This window comes from Delftia sp. PE138 (assembly GCF_018320755.1).
GTDB classification, from domain to species: Bacteria; Pseudomonadota; Gammaproteobacteria; order Burkholderiales; family Burkholderiaceae_C; genus Comamonas; species Comamonas tsuruhatensis.
Genome location: NZ_JABEPN010000001.1, coordinates 1,739,095 through 1,754,391 on the forward strand (window position 1 = coordinate 1,739,095; position 15,297 = coordinate 1,754,391).

At 69.4% G+C, this 15,297-nt stretch carries 16 protein-coding genes; 5 read left to right on the forward strand and 11 right to left on the reverse strand.

Annotated features, from left to right (window positions below; all coding sequences use genetic code 11):
- Positions 1–220: 220 nt before the first annotated feature.
- Positions 221–1,789 carry a D-alanyl-D-alanine carboxypeptidase/D-alanyl-D-alanine endopeptidase gene (gene dacB, locus HFGMBDPB_RS07845; protein WP_034363446.1) on the reverse strand — a complete coding sequence of 523 codons (1,569 nt, stop codon included), beginning with the start codon at positions 1,787–1,789 and terminating at the stop codon, positions 221–223.
- A gap of 69 nt (positions 1,790–1,858) precedes the next feature.
- Here dacB and tsaB point away from each other — a divergent pair, with 69 nt between their 5' ends.
- The 4 genes from tsaB (at position 1,859) to corA (ending at position 5,245) form a co-directional block, all read left to right on the forward strand.
- Positions 1,859–2,599: a tRNA (adenosine(37)-N6)-threonylcarbamoyltransferase complex dimerization subunit type 1 TsaB gene (tsaB, locus tag HFGMBDPB_RS07850; protein WP_016449115.1), complete on the forward strand. Its 741-nt coding sequence runs from the start codon at positions 1,859–1,861 to the stop codon at positions 2,597–2,599.
- Complete coding sequence (gene rimI, locus HFGMBDPB_RS07855; RefSeq protein ID WP_016449114.1) at positions 2,596–3,120, forward strand: ribosomal protein S18-alanine N-acetyltransferase; 525 nt, start codon at positions 2,596–2,598, stop codon at positions 3,118–3,120. The genes tsaB and rimI overlap by 4 nt, the downstream gene beginning before the upstream one ends.
- Positions 3,111–4,085, forward strand: coding sequence for a uracil-DNA glycosylase family protein (locus HFGMBDPB_RS07860; RefSeq protein WP_212645169.1), 975 nt, complete (start codon positions 3,111–3,113; stop codon positions 4,083–4,085). The genes rimI and HFGMBDPB_RS07860 overlap by 10 nt, the downstream gene beginning before the upstream one ends.
- Before the next feature lie 173 nt (positions 4,086–4,258).
- The gene (corA, locus tag HFGMBDPB_RS07865) at positions 4,259–5,245 is read left to right on the forward strand and encodes a magnesium/cobalt transporter CorA (protein WP_016449112.1); all 987 of its coding nucleotides are present in this window, start codon (positions 4,259–4,261) and stop codon (positions 5,243–5,245) included.
- 34 nt (positions 5,246–5,279) lie between these two features.
- Here the strand turns inward: corA and HFGMBDPB_RS07870 are convergent, their stop codons facing one another.
- The 4 genes from HFGMBDPB_RS07870 to HFGMBDPB_RS07885 form a co-directional block, all read right to left on the reverse strand.
- Positions 5,280–5,675 (reverse strand): RidA family protein, encoded by a 396-nt coding sequence (locus HFGMBDPB_RS07870; protein WP_212645170.1) that lies wholly within the window; start codon positions 5,673–5,675, stop codon positions 5,280–5,282.
- Positions 5,665–6,807 (reverse strand): DSD1 family PLP-dependent enzyme, encoded by a 1,143-nt coding sequence (locus tag HFGMBDPB_RS07875; protein ID WP_212645171.1) that lies wholly within the window; start codon positions 6,805–6,807, stop codon positions 5,665–5,667. Before HFGMBDPB_RS07875 ends, HFGMBDPB_RS07870 begins: the two co-directional genes overlap by 11 nt.
- Before the next feature lie 19 nt (positions 6,808–6,826).
- Complete coding sequence (locus HFGMBDPB_RS07880; RefSeq protein WP_016452041.1) at positions 6,827–7,840, reverse strand: tripartite tricarboxylate transporter substrate binding protein BugD; 1,014 nt, start codon at positions 7,838–7,840, stop codon at positions 6,827–6,829.
- Positions 7,841–7,906: 66 nt separating this feature from the next.
- Positions 7,907–8,572, reverse strand: coding sequence for an HAD family hydrolase (locus HFGMBDPB_RS07885; RefSeq protein WP_016449108.1), 666 nt, complete (start codon positions 8,570–8,572; stop codon positions 7,907–7,909).
- A gap of 72 nt (positions 8,573–8,644) precedes the next feature.
- Between HFGMBDPB_RS07885 and HFGMBDPB_RS07890 the strand changes: the two genes are divergently transcribed.
- Positions 8,645–9,553 carry a LysR family transcriptional regulator gene (locus tag HFGMBDPB_RS07890; RefSeq protein WP_212645172.1) on the forward strand — a complete coding sequence of 303 codons (909 nt, stop codon included), beginning with the start codon at positions 8,645–8,647 and terminating at the stop codon, positions 9,551–9,553.
- A 6-nt stretch (positions 9,554–9,559) separates the two neighbouring features.
- Here HFGMBDPB_RS07890 and HFGMBDPB_RS07895 read toward each other — a convergent pair whose 3' ends face one another.
- The 6 genes from HFGMBDPB_RS07895 to HFGMBDPB_RS07920 all read right to left on the reverse strand — a co-directional run bounded on the left by HFGMBDPB_RS07895 (position 9,560) and on the right by HFGMBDPB_RS07920 (position 15,273).
- On the reverse strand, positions 9,560–10,855 hold the full coding sequence (locus HFGMBDPB_RS07895; protein WP_016449106.1) for an MFS transporter: 1,296 nt from the start codon (positions 10,853–10,855) through the stop codon (positions 9,560–9,562).
- 29 nt (positions 10,856–10,884) lie between these two features.
- Positions 10,885–11,952 (reverse strand): porin, encoded by a 1,068-nt coding sequence (locus HFGMBDPB_RS07900; protein ID WP_013804504.1) that lies wholly within the window; start codon positions 11,950–11,952, stop codon positions 10,885–10,887.
- A 77-nt stretch (positions 11,953–12,029) separates the two neighbouring features.
- Positions 12,030–12,989, reverse strand: coding sequence for a PDR/VanB family oxidoreductase (locus HFGMBDPB_RS07905; RefSeq protein ID WP_016449105.1), 960 nt, complete (start codon positions 12,987–12,989; stop codon positions 12,030–12,032).
- Entirely contained in the window at positions 12,986–14,011 is a 1,026-nt protein-coding gene (locus tag HFGMBDPB_RS07910; RefSeq protein ID WP_016449104.1) for a Rieske 2Fe-2S domain-containing protein, read from the reverse strand. The genes HFGMBDPB_RS07905 and HFGMBDPB_RS07910 overlap by 4 nt, the downstream gene beginning before the upstream one ends.
- A 24-nt stretch (positions 14,012–14,035) precedes the next feature.
- Positions 14,036–14,257 carry a recombinase-like helix-turn-helix domain-containing protein gene (locus tag HFGMBDPB_RS07915; protein WP_016452043.1) on the reverse strand — a complete coding sequence of 74 codons (222 nt, stop codon included), beginning with the start codon at positions 14,255–14,257 and terminating at the stop codon, positions 14,036–14,038.
- Positions 14,258–14,295: 38 nt separating this feature from the next.
- Positions 14,296–15,273, reverse strand: coding sequence for a Bug family tripartite tricarboxylate transporter substrate binding protein (locus HFGMBDPB_RS07920; RefSeq protein WP_047217886.1), 978 nt, complete (start codon positions 15,271–15,273; stop codon positions 14,296–14,298).
- Between the last annotated feature and the right edge of the window lie 24 nt (positions 15,274–15,297).

Consider the following 15,297-nt stretch of genomic DNA (forward strand, 5'->3'; position numbering starts at 1 on the left):
TTTTGGTGATTGCCATCGTAGCGACAGTCGCACCTTGGCGACACCGGGCAAGTACCGATAGGAATCGCGGGCCGACCGGGCATTTCGCACGCGGGCGAATAGACGATAAATACCGGTCTGGCGCCCGCAGGCAGGACAAGGCCCTTGCCGGGCAGGAGGCGGAAACACAACGGAAAGGGCCTGCAAAAGCAGGCCCTGGAACAGGAGCGCAGGCGGCGTATCAGCGGTCGTGCGCCGTCCAGTCCACCAGCGCATCCCAGGCCGCGCGCGCGGCGGCCGCATTGGCGTGGTTGGCCATGGCCACCAGCACGTATCGGCGGCCGCTGGCGCCATCCACATAGCCGGCCAGGGCCGAGGCATCGCGCAGCGTGCCGGTCTTCAGGTGCGCCATGCCCTGGACGCGGCTGAGGCTGCGGCGCAGCGTGCCATCGACGCCGACGATGGGCATGGAGGCCACGAACTCCGGCATCACGGGCGAGGCCCAGGCCTGCTGCAGCATGCGGCCCAGGCCGGAGGCCGTGATGCGCGCCTCGCGGCTCAGGCCCGCGCCGTTGTCGGCCACGGGCTGCTCGGCCGCACCCCAGCGCGCCTGCCACCACTGGCCCAGCGCCTGGCGCGAGGCCTCGAAGCTGGCCACGCCGGTGCGCTGCATGCCCATGGTCAGGAACACCTGCTGGGCCATGACGTTGTTGCTGTATTTGTTGATGTCCCGCACCACCTCGGCCAGCGAGGGCGATTCGCTCTGGAAGGCCGGCTGCAGGCCGGCCGGCACGCGGCCGTCGCGCACGGTGCCCGTGAGCTTGCCGCCCAGCTCGCGCCACATGCCCTCGATGGCGCGCGCCGCGAAGGCCTCGGGCTGGGCCGGCGCCAGCGACCAGCTCTTGTCGCCGCAGCTGGCCGGGAACGTGCCGGCAAAGGCGATGCGCAACGGGTCGGCCATGTCCAGCTGCAGCCGGGCGCGCCAGTCGCCGCACTCGCTGCCTGCCGGCGCCAGGGGCACGGTTTCCTGTTGCTGGATTCCGGCCAGCGGCGGATCGTATTGCAGCCGCGCCACGCCCGCCGCGGCGTCGGGCACAAAGCCGACCGTCACGGCCTTGTAGTTGACCAGCAGGGCGTCGGGCGCGACGTTGTAGGGGCGCCAGGGCTCGTTGTCGAAGGTGGAGGGATCGTGGGCGGGGACGGAGAACGCGCTGCGGTCCAGCACGATGTCGCCCACGATGACCTTGATGCCCATGCCCTGCAGGCGGCGCAGCATCAGCCACAGCCGCTCCATCACGAGCTTGGGATCGCCCTGGCCCTGGATGTAAAGCGGCCCGCGCAGCACGCCGTCCTGCACCGGCCCGCCCAGGAAGACGGGCGTGCGCCAGACATGGGCAGGACCCAGCTGGTCCAGCGCCGCATAGGTGGTGACCAGCTTCATCACCGAGGCCGGGTTCATGGCCACATGGCTTTGCCAGTCCAGGCGCGGAGCGGCCCGGCCATCGACCTCCACCACCAGGGCGGAGACCGCCTCGCGCGGCAGCTTGGCGCGCGCCAGGGCGGCTTCCACGGGAGGCGGCAGCCGGCTTTCGCGCGCAGTCTTGGTGGAAAGGGCCGCCGGTGACGTGGGCGCATCGGCCTGGGCAATGGCCATGCCGGGCAGGGCAGCCGCCGCCAGCAGCGCGGCTGCCAGGCCCCGGTGTGAACGCGGCGTTCCGAGTGAGAAGGCGGAGGAAATCGAGGAAATAAGGAAAGAAGACAGCGAAAGATGCAACATGGCCGGCAAGTCTACGCCGGTCATTGCGGCCATGCCGCGCGCGGGCCGGGCGGGGCACCGATAATCCAGGGCTTGCTGCGGCACCGCCGCCTGCCCCACGCCATGAATCTTCTTGCCCTAGACACCAGTACCGACACCCTCTCCATCGCCGTGCAGCGCGGCGATGCCGTCTGGGAACACAGCGGCCCCGGCGGCCCGCAGACCTCGACCGAGCTGATCCCCGCCATCCTGGCCCTCATGGCCCAGGCCGGACTGGAGTTCGCCGAGCTGCGGGCCATCGTCTTCGGCAGGGGTCCGGGCTCGTTCACGGGCCTGCGCACGGCGTGCTCCGTGGCCCAGGGCCTGGCCTTTGCCGCCCGCGTGCCCGTGCTGCCCATGGACAGCCTGCTGGCCGTGGCCGAGCAGGCGCGCATGCAATACGGCTGCACCGACCTCATCGCCGTGATCGATGCGCGCATGAACGAGGTCTACCACGCCGCCTACCACTGGGCCGATGGCCGCTGGAACGACATCGGCGAGCAAAGCGGCGACTTCGGCCTGTGCGCGCCCGAGGCCCTGCAGCTGCCGCCCGGCACCGTGGTGGCCGGCAACGCCCTGGCCGCCTATGGCGAGCGCCTGGCGCCCCAGGCCAGCCATGTGGCTGCGCTGCCCACGGCCGCCGCCATGCTGCGCCTGGCCCCTGCGATGCTGGCGGCCGACCGCGCCCTGCCGGCCGACCAGGCCCTGCCGCGCTACATCCGCGATAAAGTCGCGCAGACCACGGCCGAGCGCGAGGCTGCCAAGGCGGCAGCCGCGCTTGCTTCACCCGTGCAGACCACAGAGACCCCTCCTGCCCAGGCATGAGCACGCACACGCCACAGCCCTCGCGGCCGCTGCCGCCCCTGACCGACGCCTTGGCGTCGGAGCGGGACAGCGTGCGCTTCGAGCCGCTGAACGTGCTGTGGCTGGACACGCTGCTGCCCGTGGAGCAGCAGGCCTATTCCCATCCCTGGACGCGCGGCAACTTCATCGACGCCATGGCGGCCGGCTATGAAACCCAGCTGCTGGTGGATGCCCAGGGCGGGCTGGTCGGCTACTTCGTCGCCATGATCGTGCTCGACGAGGTGCACCTGCTCAACATCACCGTGGCCCCGGCGCGCCAGCGCCAGGGCTGGGCCCGCATCCTGCTGGACGCCCTGGCCCTGTGGTCGCGCCAGCGCCAGGCCCAATGGATCTGGCTGGAAGTGCGCGAGAGCAATGTCCGCGCACGCAGCATCTACGCCGCGCATGGCTACCAGGAGGTGGGCCTGCGCAAGAACTACTACCCCATGCACGACGGCCCGCGCGAGCATGCCGTGCTCATGAGCCTCAAGCTATGGCCCTGAATCTAGACACCCGCCAGCGGGCCATGCTGCATGCCATGGGCATCACTGTCTGGCTGCCCGAACCCGAGACCGCGCCCGCCGTGCTGTCCGAGGCCCTGGCTGCGCCCGCCGATGCGCCTGCAGCGGCGCACCTGGCGGATCCGCTGGTGGCCCGCCCCGTTCCGCCGCCCGTGCAGGAGGCGCCCTCCCCGGCGTCTGCTGCACCGGCGCCTGATGCATCGTCGCCTGTCGCCGCGCCAACGCCCGCACGCGTCCAGGTGCCTGTTCAGGCGCCGGTCCAGGCGCCACCGCCTCCCGCACCCGTGCACGCCTCTCCCGCACCCGTCACCCCCGAGCGCGAACGCCCGCCGCGCCGCTACGTGCAGCAGCCCGTGGCCGGCGCACCGGGCCTGGGCTGGCGGCTGGGCCCCGTGCGTCCCGTGTATGCGGCAACGCCGCCGGCCGGTGATGGCGGCGAAGGAGGCTGGCTGATCCTGCTGGAGCCGCCGGCCAACTCCCTGCCGCTGCCGCCCGCCCGGCGCCCCGGCCCCGACTGCGCGCGCACCGCGCTGGAAGGCGACGCGGCCCGGCTGCTGGACAACATGCTGCGCGCGCTGAACCTGCAGGACCATCCGCGCCTGTACAGCGCCGCCCTGCACCGCGTGCAGCCTCCGGCCGAAGGCCAGGAGGCGCCCGAGGTCCCGGCCCTGCAACCGTCGCTGGAGGCACTGCTGCGCGATCTGCGCCCGGCCTGCGTGCTGGTGCTGGGCCTGGCCACGGCGCGCGCCGTGCTGGGGCGCCAGGAGGCCCTGGGCCGCCTGCGCGCCGAGCCGCACCGCATCGCCGGTGTGCCGGCCGTGGTCAGCTACGACCCCAACTACCTGCTGCGCGCCCCCCAGGCCAAGGCCGGCGCCTGGGCCGACCTGTGCCATGCCCAGGCTTTTGTGACAGGCCGCCAGATGCCCCCTGGAGCCGCTTCCGAATAGCGCGGCCGGCCCGCATGCTGCAGCGCAACGCTGCATAATCCGATGCTTTGCATCTTGGAGAAAGCTCCGTGGAAACCTACCCCAGTTGGTAGCTTTCAACTCCCGGTTGGCCTGTGGGGTTGAAAGCACCCCCGATACCCCGCACGCCTGAGAAGAACACCTGGAGTGAGCCTATGCTCAACATCTTTACGCTGGCCAATGGCCGCCTGGTTCAAGAAGAGATCGAGTCGCTGGAGGAGCTGTCCCGCTTCAAGCCGATCTGGGTGGACCTGGAGTCGCCCACGGTCGAGGAAAAGCGCTGGATCAAGCAGCACTACGAGTTGTCCATCCCCGAAGATGCGATGGACGACGACATCGAGGAATCGGCCCGCTTCTACGAAGAAGACAACGGCGAGCTGCACATCCGCAGCGACTTCCTGATCGACGATGACGAGGACCCCCGCTCCGTGCGCGTGGCCTTCATCGTCAACGAGCACAACAAGAACCTGCGCAGCTGCGGCGTGCTGTTCTCCATCCATGACGAGGACGTGCCGGTCTTCCGGCTGCTGCGCATGCGCGCGCGCCGCGCGCCGGGCCTGATCGACGAGGCCAAGGACGTGCTGCTCAAGCTGTTCGACGCCGACGCCGAGTACTCGGCCGATACGCTCGAAGGCATCTACGACGACCTGGAGAAGGCCAGCAAGATGGTGCTGTCCGGCGACGTGACCGACGACGTGGCCCGCGAAGTGCTGGGCGCCATCGCGCGCCAGGAAGACCTGAACGGCCGCATCCGCCGCAACGTCATGGACACGCGCCGCGCCGTCAGCTTCATGATGCGTTCCAAGATGCTCAATGCCGAGCAGTTCGAGGAAGCGCGCCAGATCCTGCGCGACATCGAATCGCTGGACAGCCACACGGCCTTCCTCTTCGACAAGATCAACTTCCTGATGGATGCCACGGTCGGCTTCATCAACATCAACCAGAACAAGATCATCAAGATCTTCTCGGTGGCCAGCGTGGCCCTGCTGCCGCCCACGCTGATCGCCAGCGTCTACGGCATGAACTTCCGCTTCATGCCCGAGCTGGAGTGGGAGTTCGGCTACGTCTACGTCATCGCGCTCATGGTGCTCAGTGCCGTCGGGCCCATGCTGTATTTCCGCAAGCGCGGCTGGCTGAAGTAGCGGCAGCCGGCCCCCTCCTCGGGCCGGGCTTTCTTCAGGCCAGCGCCACGGCCTCGATTTCCACCTTCAACCCGAAATGCAGCGCCCCGGTGGGCACCACGGCGCGCGCGGGCCGGTGTGCGCCGGCCCAGTCCGCGTAGATGCGGTCGAAGGCCGGCCAGTGCGCCATGTCGTCCAGGTACACGCGCACCTGCAGCAGGCGAGGCACGCCGCTGCCGGCCAGCTCCAGCGCCGCCGCCAGATTGGCCAGCGCCTGGCGCGCCTGGTCCTCGAAGCTGGCGTCCACCAGGCGCGTGCCGTCGGGCCGTATGGGCAGCTGCCCTGACACGAAGACCAGCCCCTGGCCCATGGCCGTGTGGCTGTAGTGGCCGCCCGGCGCAGGCAGCTGCGGCGATGCATGGCGCAGATCGATCCCGTTTTCACCAGCCATGGAGCCGCTCCCAGGTTTGCACCGAGCCATCTGCCGCCAGCGCCTGGTAGGCCGGGAACTGCGCGCCCGTGGCGCAGGCATGGTTGGGCAGGATGCGCAGCCGCGTGCCCAGGGGAAAGCGGGCGGCGATGTCGGCCACTATCGCGCCATCAGCGCGCGCCAGGATGCCGTGCTCCTGGTTGGCGCCGGTCAGCACGAAGCCCGGCATCACCTCGCCATGCAGGTCGCAGACCTGGCCGTAGCCGAAGTCCTGCCGCTGTTTCGCCGTGCCCCGGTCGCGGCTCATGGCCATCCAGCCTGCGTCCACGATGGCCCAGCCCTTGTCGGCCTGGTGGCCGATCACGGTGGCCAGCACCGACAGCGCCACGTCCTCGGCCGTGCACACGCCGATGTTGCGCATCACCAGGTCGAAGAACACATAGACGCCTGCGCGCACCTCGGTCACGCCGTCCAGCCGGCATGCCGCCAGCGCGGTGGGCGTGGAGCCCACGCTGACCACGGGGCACGGCAGGCCAGCCGCGCGCAGGGCTTCGGCGGCCTGCACGCAGCCGGCGCGCTCGCGCTCGGCCAGCGCCTGCAGCGCCTCGGGCGTGTCCAGCTCGTAGCTGGAGCCGGCATGCGTGAGCACGCCGCCCAGGCGCATGCCGCCGTCGTGCAGCGTGCGGCCAATGGCCAGCAGCAGCGGCGCATCTTCGGCGCCCACGCCGGAGCGGTGGCCGTCGGTGTCGATCTCTATCCATACCTCGAAGGCCTCGCCCTGTTCGCGGCCGAACGCGGCAATGGCCTGGGCCGCCGCCACGCTGTCCACGATGAGCTTGAGATCGCAGCCGCGCCGGCGCAGTTGCAGGGCGTGCGGCAGGCGGTGCGGCGCCATGCTGACTGCATAGAGGATGTCGGTGGTGCCAGCGGCAAAGAACTGCTCGGCCTCCTTCAGGGTGGAGACCGTGATGCCCGAGGCCCCGGCCGCGCGCTGCGCGGCGGCCACGGGCACGCTCTTGCTGGTCTTCACATGGGGGCGCAGGCGCACGCCCTGCGCGTCCATGCGCTGCTGCATGCGGTGGATGTTGCGCTGCATGCGTGCGAGGTCGATCACGGCAGCGGGCGTGTCCAGGGTCAGAAGTGTGTCTTGCATGGTGTTTCTCTCTCCATCGTCAATCCAGGTATTGGCCTTTGGCCTTGAGGGCAGGCACGTCGTTGCGCAGTCCCTGTTCGATCAAGGCGGAGACCGTGGCCGGCACGGCCTGCTCGGGCGACGGCAGCTCCACCCCCAGCGCGGCCATCTGTGCGCGCAGGCCCGCATCGCCCATGGCGTGCTGCAGCGACCGCGTCAGCCGCGCGAGCACCGCCGGCGGCGTGCCGCGTGGTGCGAAGATCGCGTTCCATGAGCGCGCCTGCAGGGGGTGGCCGGCCTCGGCGCTGGCCGCCGTGCCCGGCAGCTGAGCCAGGCGCTGTGTTCCCAGCACCGCAATCGCCTTGATGCGGCCGCCCGCGATCTGCGGCAGCGCCGTCGTCGTCTGGTCGCACATGAAATCGGTCTGTCCGCCCATGAGATCGTTCATGGCAGGCGCGATCCCGCGATAGGGAACATGGGTGGGGCTTTGGCCCAGCGCCGACAGCAGCAGCACGCACCCATAGTGCGATATCGAGCCCACGCCGGCACTGCCATAGGAGGCTGCGGCCTGGTTGCGCTTGAGCCAGTCGGCGAACTGGCGCAGGTCGGAGGCCGGCAGATTGGCACGCGCCAGCAGCAGCATGGGCGCCGCGCCCGCAGGTCCCACAGGGGCGAAGTCGGCCACGGGGTCATAGGGCAGCTTGCGGTACAAGGCCACATTGACCACATGCGTGCCTATGCCGCCAAAGGACAGGGTGTAGCCGTCGGCGGCAGCCTTGCGCGCCTGGTTCAGGCCGATGGTTCCATTGGCGCCACCCAGGTTCTCGATCACCAGGGGTTGGCCCAGATGCTCCCCCATCTTCTGAGCCACGGCACGGGCCAGCGCATCGCTGGGGCCTCCCGGGGGAAACGGCACGACCAGCGTGACCGGCCTGGCCGGAAAGGCAGCGCCGGCCTGCGCCAGGGCTCCCTGGCTCCACGCCATGGCACAGACGATGGACAGGACCGGGAATGCGGACACAAGGGACAACGGCAGGGCTGGACGCAGCTGCATGGCAGGATCCTCACAAGGGTGGACAGGATAGGAGGGCGGGCACAGCACCGGCTGCACCCTCGGGGTTCAACCCTGCTGCAGGGAAAAGTCCCTGAGCCAGGGCAGTGCCGGCGCCAGCGTGGGTGCTTCGGCCTCGGCCTGCGGCGCGCCCGTGGGCCGCGACAGGCCCACGCGGTTGTGCCAGAAGGTACGCAGGCCCACGGCCGAGGTGCCGAACAGGTCATAGCCCGATCCGGCCACGAAGGCGGCCTGGCCCGCAGGCAGCCCCAGCCGGTCCAGCGCCAGCTGGTAGGGCCGGGGGTCGGGCTTGTAGAAGCCTGCTGCTTCCGAGGTCACCACCACATCCCAATCCACGCCCAGCAGCGCGGCGGCACGTTGACCCAGGCGCTCGGAGCAATTGGTCACCACGGCCAGGCGGCAGTGCGGGCGCAGGGCGGCCAGCAGCTCGCGTGCGCCATCCCAGGGCTGCAGCTGCTCCCATTGCGCCTCCAGCCTGTCGGCCACCGCCTCGGGCAGGCCCCGGTTGCGGGCCGCCGTGCGCACCAGGTCCTCATAGGGCTGGTAGGCGCCGCAGCCATAGGTCAGGCGAAGGTATTCGGCGCGCCAGTCGCGCCCGGCAGCCTCGCTGCCGGCGGCCGCATTCCAGACGGTCCAGGAGTCCAGCAAGGCGGTCAGCAGGTCGAAGAGCACGGCCCGGGGCCATGCGGCAGAGGTGGGGTATGGGGTGTTCATGCCTTGGCACTGTACGGACCAAGACCATGGTCGTGGTTAAATCCGCCGTCATCAATCGTTAAGGCAAATTGAATGATTGCCATCGAAGACCTGCAGCTTGCCGCCGCCTTGCTACGCGAAAGCTCGCTGAGCGCGGCGGCCCGTGCGCTTGACGTGACACCGCCTGCACTGTCCATGCGCCTGCGCCGGCTGGAGGCCGAACTGGGCCTGTCCCTGGCCAACCGCAGCGCGCGGCGCCTGGCGCTGACGCCCGAGGGCGAGCGCTTTGCCCGCGAGGCCGTGCGGCTGCTGGGCCAGATCGAGGAGCTGCGCGACTCGCTGCACGGCGATGCCCGCCAGCTGGGCGGCACGCTGCGCTTGGCCGCGCCCTTTGGCTACGGGCGCAGCCGGCTGGCCCCGGCCCTGGTGCCCTTCACGCGCCAGCACCCGCAACTGAAACTGCAGCTGGACCTGCGCGAAACGCCTTTCCCCGACCGCCACGATGCCGATGCCGTGGTCCACATCGGCACGGTGCGCGACTCCTCCTGGGTGGCGCGCGAGCTGGCTGCCAACGACCGCTGGCTGTGCGCCAGCCCCGGCTACCTGCGCCGCCATGGCACGCCCGCCACGCCGCGCGAATTGCTGGAGCACGCCTGCATCTGCATCCGCGAGAACGAGGAGGATGTGACGCTGTGGCACCTGCGCCCGGCCGCCAACCGGCGTGCCGTGGACGGCCAGACCCTGCGTGTGACGCCGTCCTATGTGACCAACGATGGCGGCGTGGCCCGCCACTGGGCCGAACAGGGCCTGGGCCTGGTGCTGCGTTCGCAATGGGACATGGCACCGGCCATTGCCGAGGGCCGGCTGGTGCGCGTGCTGCCCGACTGGCATTTCGGCAGCGCGCCCGTCACCCTGCTGGTGCCCACGCGCAAGGGCCGCACGGCGCGCGTGCAGGCCCTGGTGACGTTTCTGGAGCAGTGCGCCGCAGCGGGCGCGCTGTAGTGCCGGTCAGGCCGTGCGCGCGGACGTATCCCGGGCATCGCTGGCACCGTGGGTGCCCTGGCCGCGCTCGCGCAGCCACAGCACCAGGCCGCAGACCATGACCACCAGCTGCGTGCCCACCAGCAGGCCGAAGCCGGCAACGAAACCGCCGCCGGCCGAATGCGATGTCCAGCCGATGACCGCCCCCATGAGCGCAGGCATGAAGCCCGCCACCAGGGTCGCCGTGCCGTTGACGACGCCATAGGCGCTGGCCACATGCTCGGGCCGCGCGCAGTACTGCACGGTGCTGGGGATGGCCGGGCTCATCAGGCCCCAGCAGAAGTTGGCGGCGATCAGGCAGTAGGCCGCCGCGTAGCGGTCTTCCATGTGGATGGCCAGCCATATGGCCAGCGCCAGGCCCAGGCTGCCGCCGACGAAGATCAGCGGCACCTGGCGGCGCGGCAGGCGGTCGATGACGATGCCACCGACCAGCACGGCCAGCACCGTGGCGTACTGGGGCAGCGAGGCCAGCCAGCCCATCTCGCGCAGCGAAAAGCCGCGCGACTCCAGGTAGGCCGGCAGCCAGTTGCTGCTGCCCCAGAGGTAGGAGAAGAAGGCCGCCGACAGCACGGCCACCAGCACCAGATAGCGCGTGTGCATGGCGCCGCGCACGATCTGCCCGACCTGCCCCACCGCCTCGCCCAGCGAGCGCGGGCGCGGCATGCCGGTGTCCACGCGGGGCATGCGGATGAAGGCCAGCACCAGCGGAATGCCGATGGCCACATTGATCAGGCCCAGCACGTGGAACGAGGTCTGCCAGTCATGGCCGGCCACCAGGTAGCCGATCAGCGGATAGCCCACCGCCAGCCCCAGTCCCGTGCCCATGTTCACGAAGGAGTTGGGCAGGCCGTTCTCGTGGCTCTGGAAATGCGCCTTGATGTAGCTGCCCGCCAGCGAGTACAGAGGCCCTTCGGAGATGCCCAGCAGGATGCGCGAGGCCAGCAGCAGGCCATAGCTGTTCATGGCCGGGGACAGAAAGGACACGGCGCCCCACAGCAGCAGGCCGACCACCAGGCTTCGGCGCACGCCGAAGAGCGCCGCGCAAAACGGCGTCAACACGAAGGAAGAAACGCCGTAGCCCACCATGAAGGCCGTGGCCAGCAGGCCCTGGCGCGTGCGGTCGTCGTGCGTCAGCCCGATGTGGTCCAGAAATCCCTGGTCGAGGATGAGGATCGAAAGGTTGATCCGGTCCACATAGGAGATGGCGACGATGATGAAGAGGCTGATCACCCCCCACCAGCGGGCCGCACGCATATCTTTCATGGCAAGTCTCTATCGCCCGATGGGCTGTATCAGAAGAAGTGGCGCACGCCCACCTCGAAGCCGGAGGAGCGGCCGCCCAGCGTGGTGCCCGGGGCCGACAGGCCCTGCACGCCGATGGACTTGGCCGCGCCGTCCTTGTTCTTGAGGAAGGCCACCGTGCCGTAGACCTGGGTGCGCTTGGACAGGTTGTGCCCGTAGCCCACGCTGATCTTGTTCCAGTCGGCATTGCTGCCGTCGGTGTTGTAGTGGCCGTAGGAGGCCTTGAACTCGCCCATGCCCACGGGCGCGGTCACGCCCAGCTGCAGGGCGGTGACCTTGAGGGCGCCGCGCTTTTCGCTGGCCCACAGCAGCATGGGCTTGGCCACGCCGAAGTCCCAGCTCAGGCCCACGTTGCTGGCCGTGAGGTTGGTCGCATCGCTGTCGCCATAGAACTTGCCCGTGGCCAGTGCGCCGTTGAAGGGGCCCTGGCGGTAGCCGAAGCGCAGGCCGCGGTAGTCGCCCTGGTTCTTGTTGGGTGCGCTGCGCGCCTGCTCGCCCATGGCCACCTGCACCTGGCCGTAGAAGCCGCCCAGGTTCTGCGGCAGGAAGTAGCTGACCGCGTTGCTGATCTGGATGGGCGCGCCGCCCGTGGCCGTGCCCGTACCGGGAATGCCCAGCATGGTGAAGCCCATGGTGCCGCCCACGCCGTTGGTGAGGAAGGGGTCGAAGATCAGCGTGCTCAGGAAGGTGGCCGAGTCATCGCGGCCCAGGCGCACTTCGCCGAAGTCGCCCGACAGGCTCACGGTGGAGCGGCGGTTGAAGCTCAGGCCGCCACCGCTGGCCTTGCCCGAGCCGCTGTCCACGTCCATGCCCGCCTCCAGCCAGAAGCCAGCGCGCAGGCCGCCGCCCAGCTCTTCCGTGCCGCGAAAGCCGAGGCGACTGATGTTGGCGCCGCCCGTGGACAGGCCGGTCTTGGAGGGGCCGGAGCCGTTCAGGTGCGTGACGCCGACATCGACGACGCCGAAGATCTCGACCTTGGACTGCGCCGAAGCGGCACCGGGCAAGGACGCCAGGCAGGCTAGCGCCACGCCCAGCATGGGCGTATGGATGGTTTTCATGGGGTTGTCTCCTCTGGGGTGGTGGCTTGGGGGGCTTGGGGGTGGTGGGTTGTTGCCGTGCAGGTCTGATTGCCTGCTCAGATATCGAGCACTAAACGTTCGCTCTTGCAGCCGGAAACGCAGACCATCATCACTTTGTTGCTGGCCTTTTCCTTGGGGCTGAGCACCGAGTCGCGGTGGTCCGGAATGCCTTCGAGCACGCGCGTCTCGCAGGAGCCGCAGACACCTTCGCAGCAGCTGTGGTCCATCTGGATGCCGGCATCCAGCAGGGTGTCGAGCAGCGACTTCTCGGGCGTGATCTCGATGAAGCGGCCGCTGCGCTTGAGTTCCACCGTGTAGTTGCTGCGCGCATCGTCGGCGGCCTTGACCTCCACGGGCGTGAAGCGCTCGATGTGGGCGTTGGCGTGGCCCAGCTCGGCGCAGAACTTCTCGAAGGCGTCCAGCATGGGCGTGGGGCCGCAGGCGTAGTGGTGCGTGCCCGCGTCGGGCTGGCGTTGGGCCAGCAGCGCGCGCAGGTCGGGCGGGCCGCCGGCCTCGCTGTCGAAGTGCAGGTGCAGCGGCATGCCCAGCGCCTGCAGCTCTTCCAGGAAGGCCGCGCCCTTGCGCTCGCGGGCGAAGTACAGCATCTCGAACGAGCGGCCCTGGCCCTTGAGGCGGCGTGCCATGCACAGCAGCGGCGTGATGCCGATGCCGCCGGCCACCAGCACGGTGTGCGCGGCGCTTTCGTCCAGCGCGAAATGGTTGCGCGGCTCGGAGATGGTGATGGGCATTCCCACGCGCAGCGACTCGTGCACGCAGCGCGAGCCACCGCGGCTGGCGCGGTCGCGCAGCACGCCGACCACGTAGCGGTGGCGCTCCTCGCTGGGGTTGCTCAGCGAGTAGCTGCGCACCAGGCCGTTGGGCAGGTGCAGATCGATGTGCGAGCCCGGCGTGAAGGCGGGAAGCTCCCCGCCCGCCACGGGCCGCAGGTCCACGCTGATGGTGTCCTGGGCCTCGAAGCGCAGCGTGTGCACGAAGGCCTGGAGGTTGGTGCTCATGATGCGGCGCCTTCGTCGATCTGCTCCTGGGCCAGGCGGCGCAGGTGGCGGCGCAGGCGCACCAGGCCGATGTCGTGCTGGTAGAGGTTCTCGCGCTCGTTGGCGTCCAGCTCCATCTGCTCCATCATGATCCGGTCCTGCTCCAGCACGGCCCAGTGGCGCGCCTCCAGGCGGTTACGGTACAGGAAGCGCCAGGTGTCGCGCATCCAGCCCTGCACCTTGCGGCAGCGCCAGAAGAACACGGCGCACAGGTCGGCGCTGATGGGCGTGACGCAGGCCACGATGGCGAAGTTGCCGCCGGGGCCGCCGGTCTTGGGGTACGGAATCTCCAGGCGCATCCAGTGCACGCCCGTGCTGCCCCACTCGGTCCAGTCGAAGTTCACGCCGCGCTGGCCCACCTTCTCGAAGACGAAGCCGTCATCGGTCTCGCGCACCTGGAACGTGGCCTTGCTGTCACCCTCGGCCATGGAGTGCGACTGCTTGTGCAGGAAGGTGCCGTGCATGGGGTCCATGACGTTGTCCAGCGCATAGCGGTAGTCGCTGCGCCACTCGGCATAGCACAGGAAGTTGGAGTACTCGGGCGAGGTCAGCTCCTCGGGCAGCGTGAACTCGGGCGCCTCGTCAACGGCCTTGTCGCTGTTGTAGAGAAAGATGGCGCCATGCGCCTCGCGCGCATGGAAGGCCAGCGCCGCGCGCGAGCCTTCGAGCTTGCAGCCGGGGCTGCCGGGCACCTTGGTCACGGTGCCGTCGCAGCGCACTTCCACGCCGTGGTAGGGGCAGGCCAGGCGGTCGCCCAGGATCACGCCCTGCGACAGCGGCGCGCCGCGGTGCGGGCAATGGTCTTCCAGCGCGTGGACCTGGCCGGCGGCATCGCGCCACAGCGCGATCTTGCGGCCGAAGCGGCGCACGGACACGGGCTGAGTCTTCACGAAGTCCGAGGGGCAGACCGCGTACCAGAGGTTCTTCAGGCCTTTGTTGAGCAGGCCGTCCACCGGATCGATGGTGATGGTTTGTACGTTCATGGGGCTCTCCAGTCCTGCTCGGTATCAATAGCCCAGCCGCGCCATCAGCGCCTGGAAGCTGTCTTCGGTCCAGGCCTCGCCGTTCTCGCCGGAGGGGCCGCTGCGGTTGAGGTAGGCCACCAGTTCGGGCAGGGTCTGCACGCCTTCGCCGAAGGCGCGTTCGATGGAATCGCCCAGCAGGTCTTCCATCAGGGTGGGGGCACGTTCGCGCGCCTGGTGCGGCTCGAGATAGCGATCAGCGGCCATGGTTCTCTCCTTCGAAAACTGTCTTGTGTGGGGGGTGCTCAATCAGCCCTGATATCCAGGTCTTTGATGAGCTTGCCGAAGCGATTGAAATCGGCGGCATTCGTCTTTTCCAGGCGCGCGGGCTCGCCGCCTGCGGGCAGCGCGCCGAAGGTGGCCATCTTGGAGACCACGTCGGGCATCTTCAGGATCTCGTTGAGGTGCGTGTTCAGCAGCTTCACGGTCTCGGGCGACATGCCCTTGGGGCCGAACAGGCCCTGCCATGCGGACACTTCCACATCCTTGACGCCCAGCTCGGCCAGGGTGGGCACATTGGGGGCCAGCGCGCTGCGCTGGCTGTCGGCCACGGCCAGGGCGGTGACCTTGCCGCCGACGTAGGGCGCGATCGGTCCCCAGGTCATGAAGGTCGTGGGCACATGGCCGCCGATCAGGTCGTTGACGGCAGGTGCCACGCCCTTGTAGGGAATGTGGGCGATGCGCGTGCCGGCTGCGCGGTTGAACATCTCGCCCAGGATGTGCATGGGCGAGCCGCTGCCGGGGCTGGCGTAGGTCAGGCCGTCGCGCTTGCCCTGGGCGATCAGGGTCTTCATGTCCTTGATGCCCGAGGCCTGGTTGGTGGCCACGAACATGGGCTGCACGCTGGTCTGCACGATGGGCGTGAAGCCGTGCAGCACGTCGTAGCTGGAGCCCGAGGCCGTCTTGAGTACGAACTGCGCGATGGCGAAGGTATTGGGCGCCAGCAGCAGCGTGTAGCCGTCCGGCGAGGCCTTGGCCACATGCACGCTGCCGATGGTGCCGCTGGCGCCGGGGCGGTTGTCCACCAGCACGGGCTGGCCCAGGCGCGTGGACAGCTTCTCGGCATACAGGCGCGCCATGGCATCGGTGTCGCCACCGGCCGGATAGGCCACGATGATGGTGATGGGCTTGGCCGGATAGGCCTGGGCCATCGCGGTGCCGGACAGCGTGGCTGCAGCCAGGAATGCAGCGGCAAGAGAAACCTGGCGACGTGTCTTGTTCATGGTGGGGGCCGTGGGGTGGTTGGG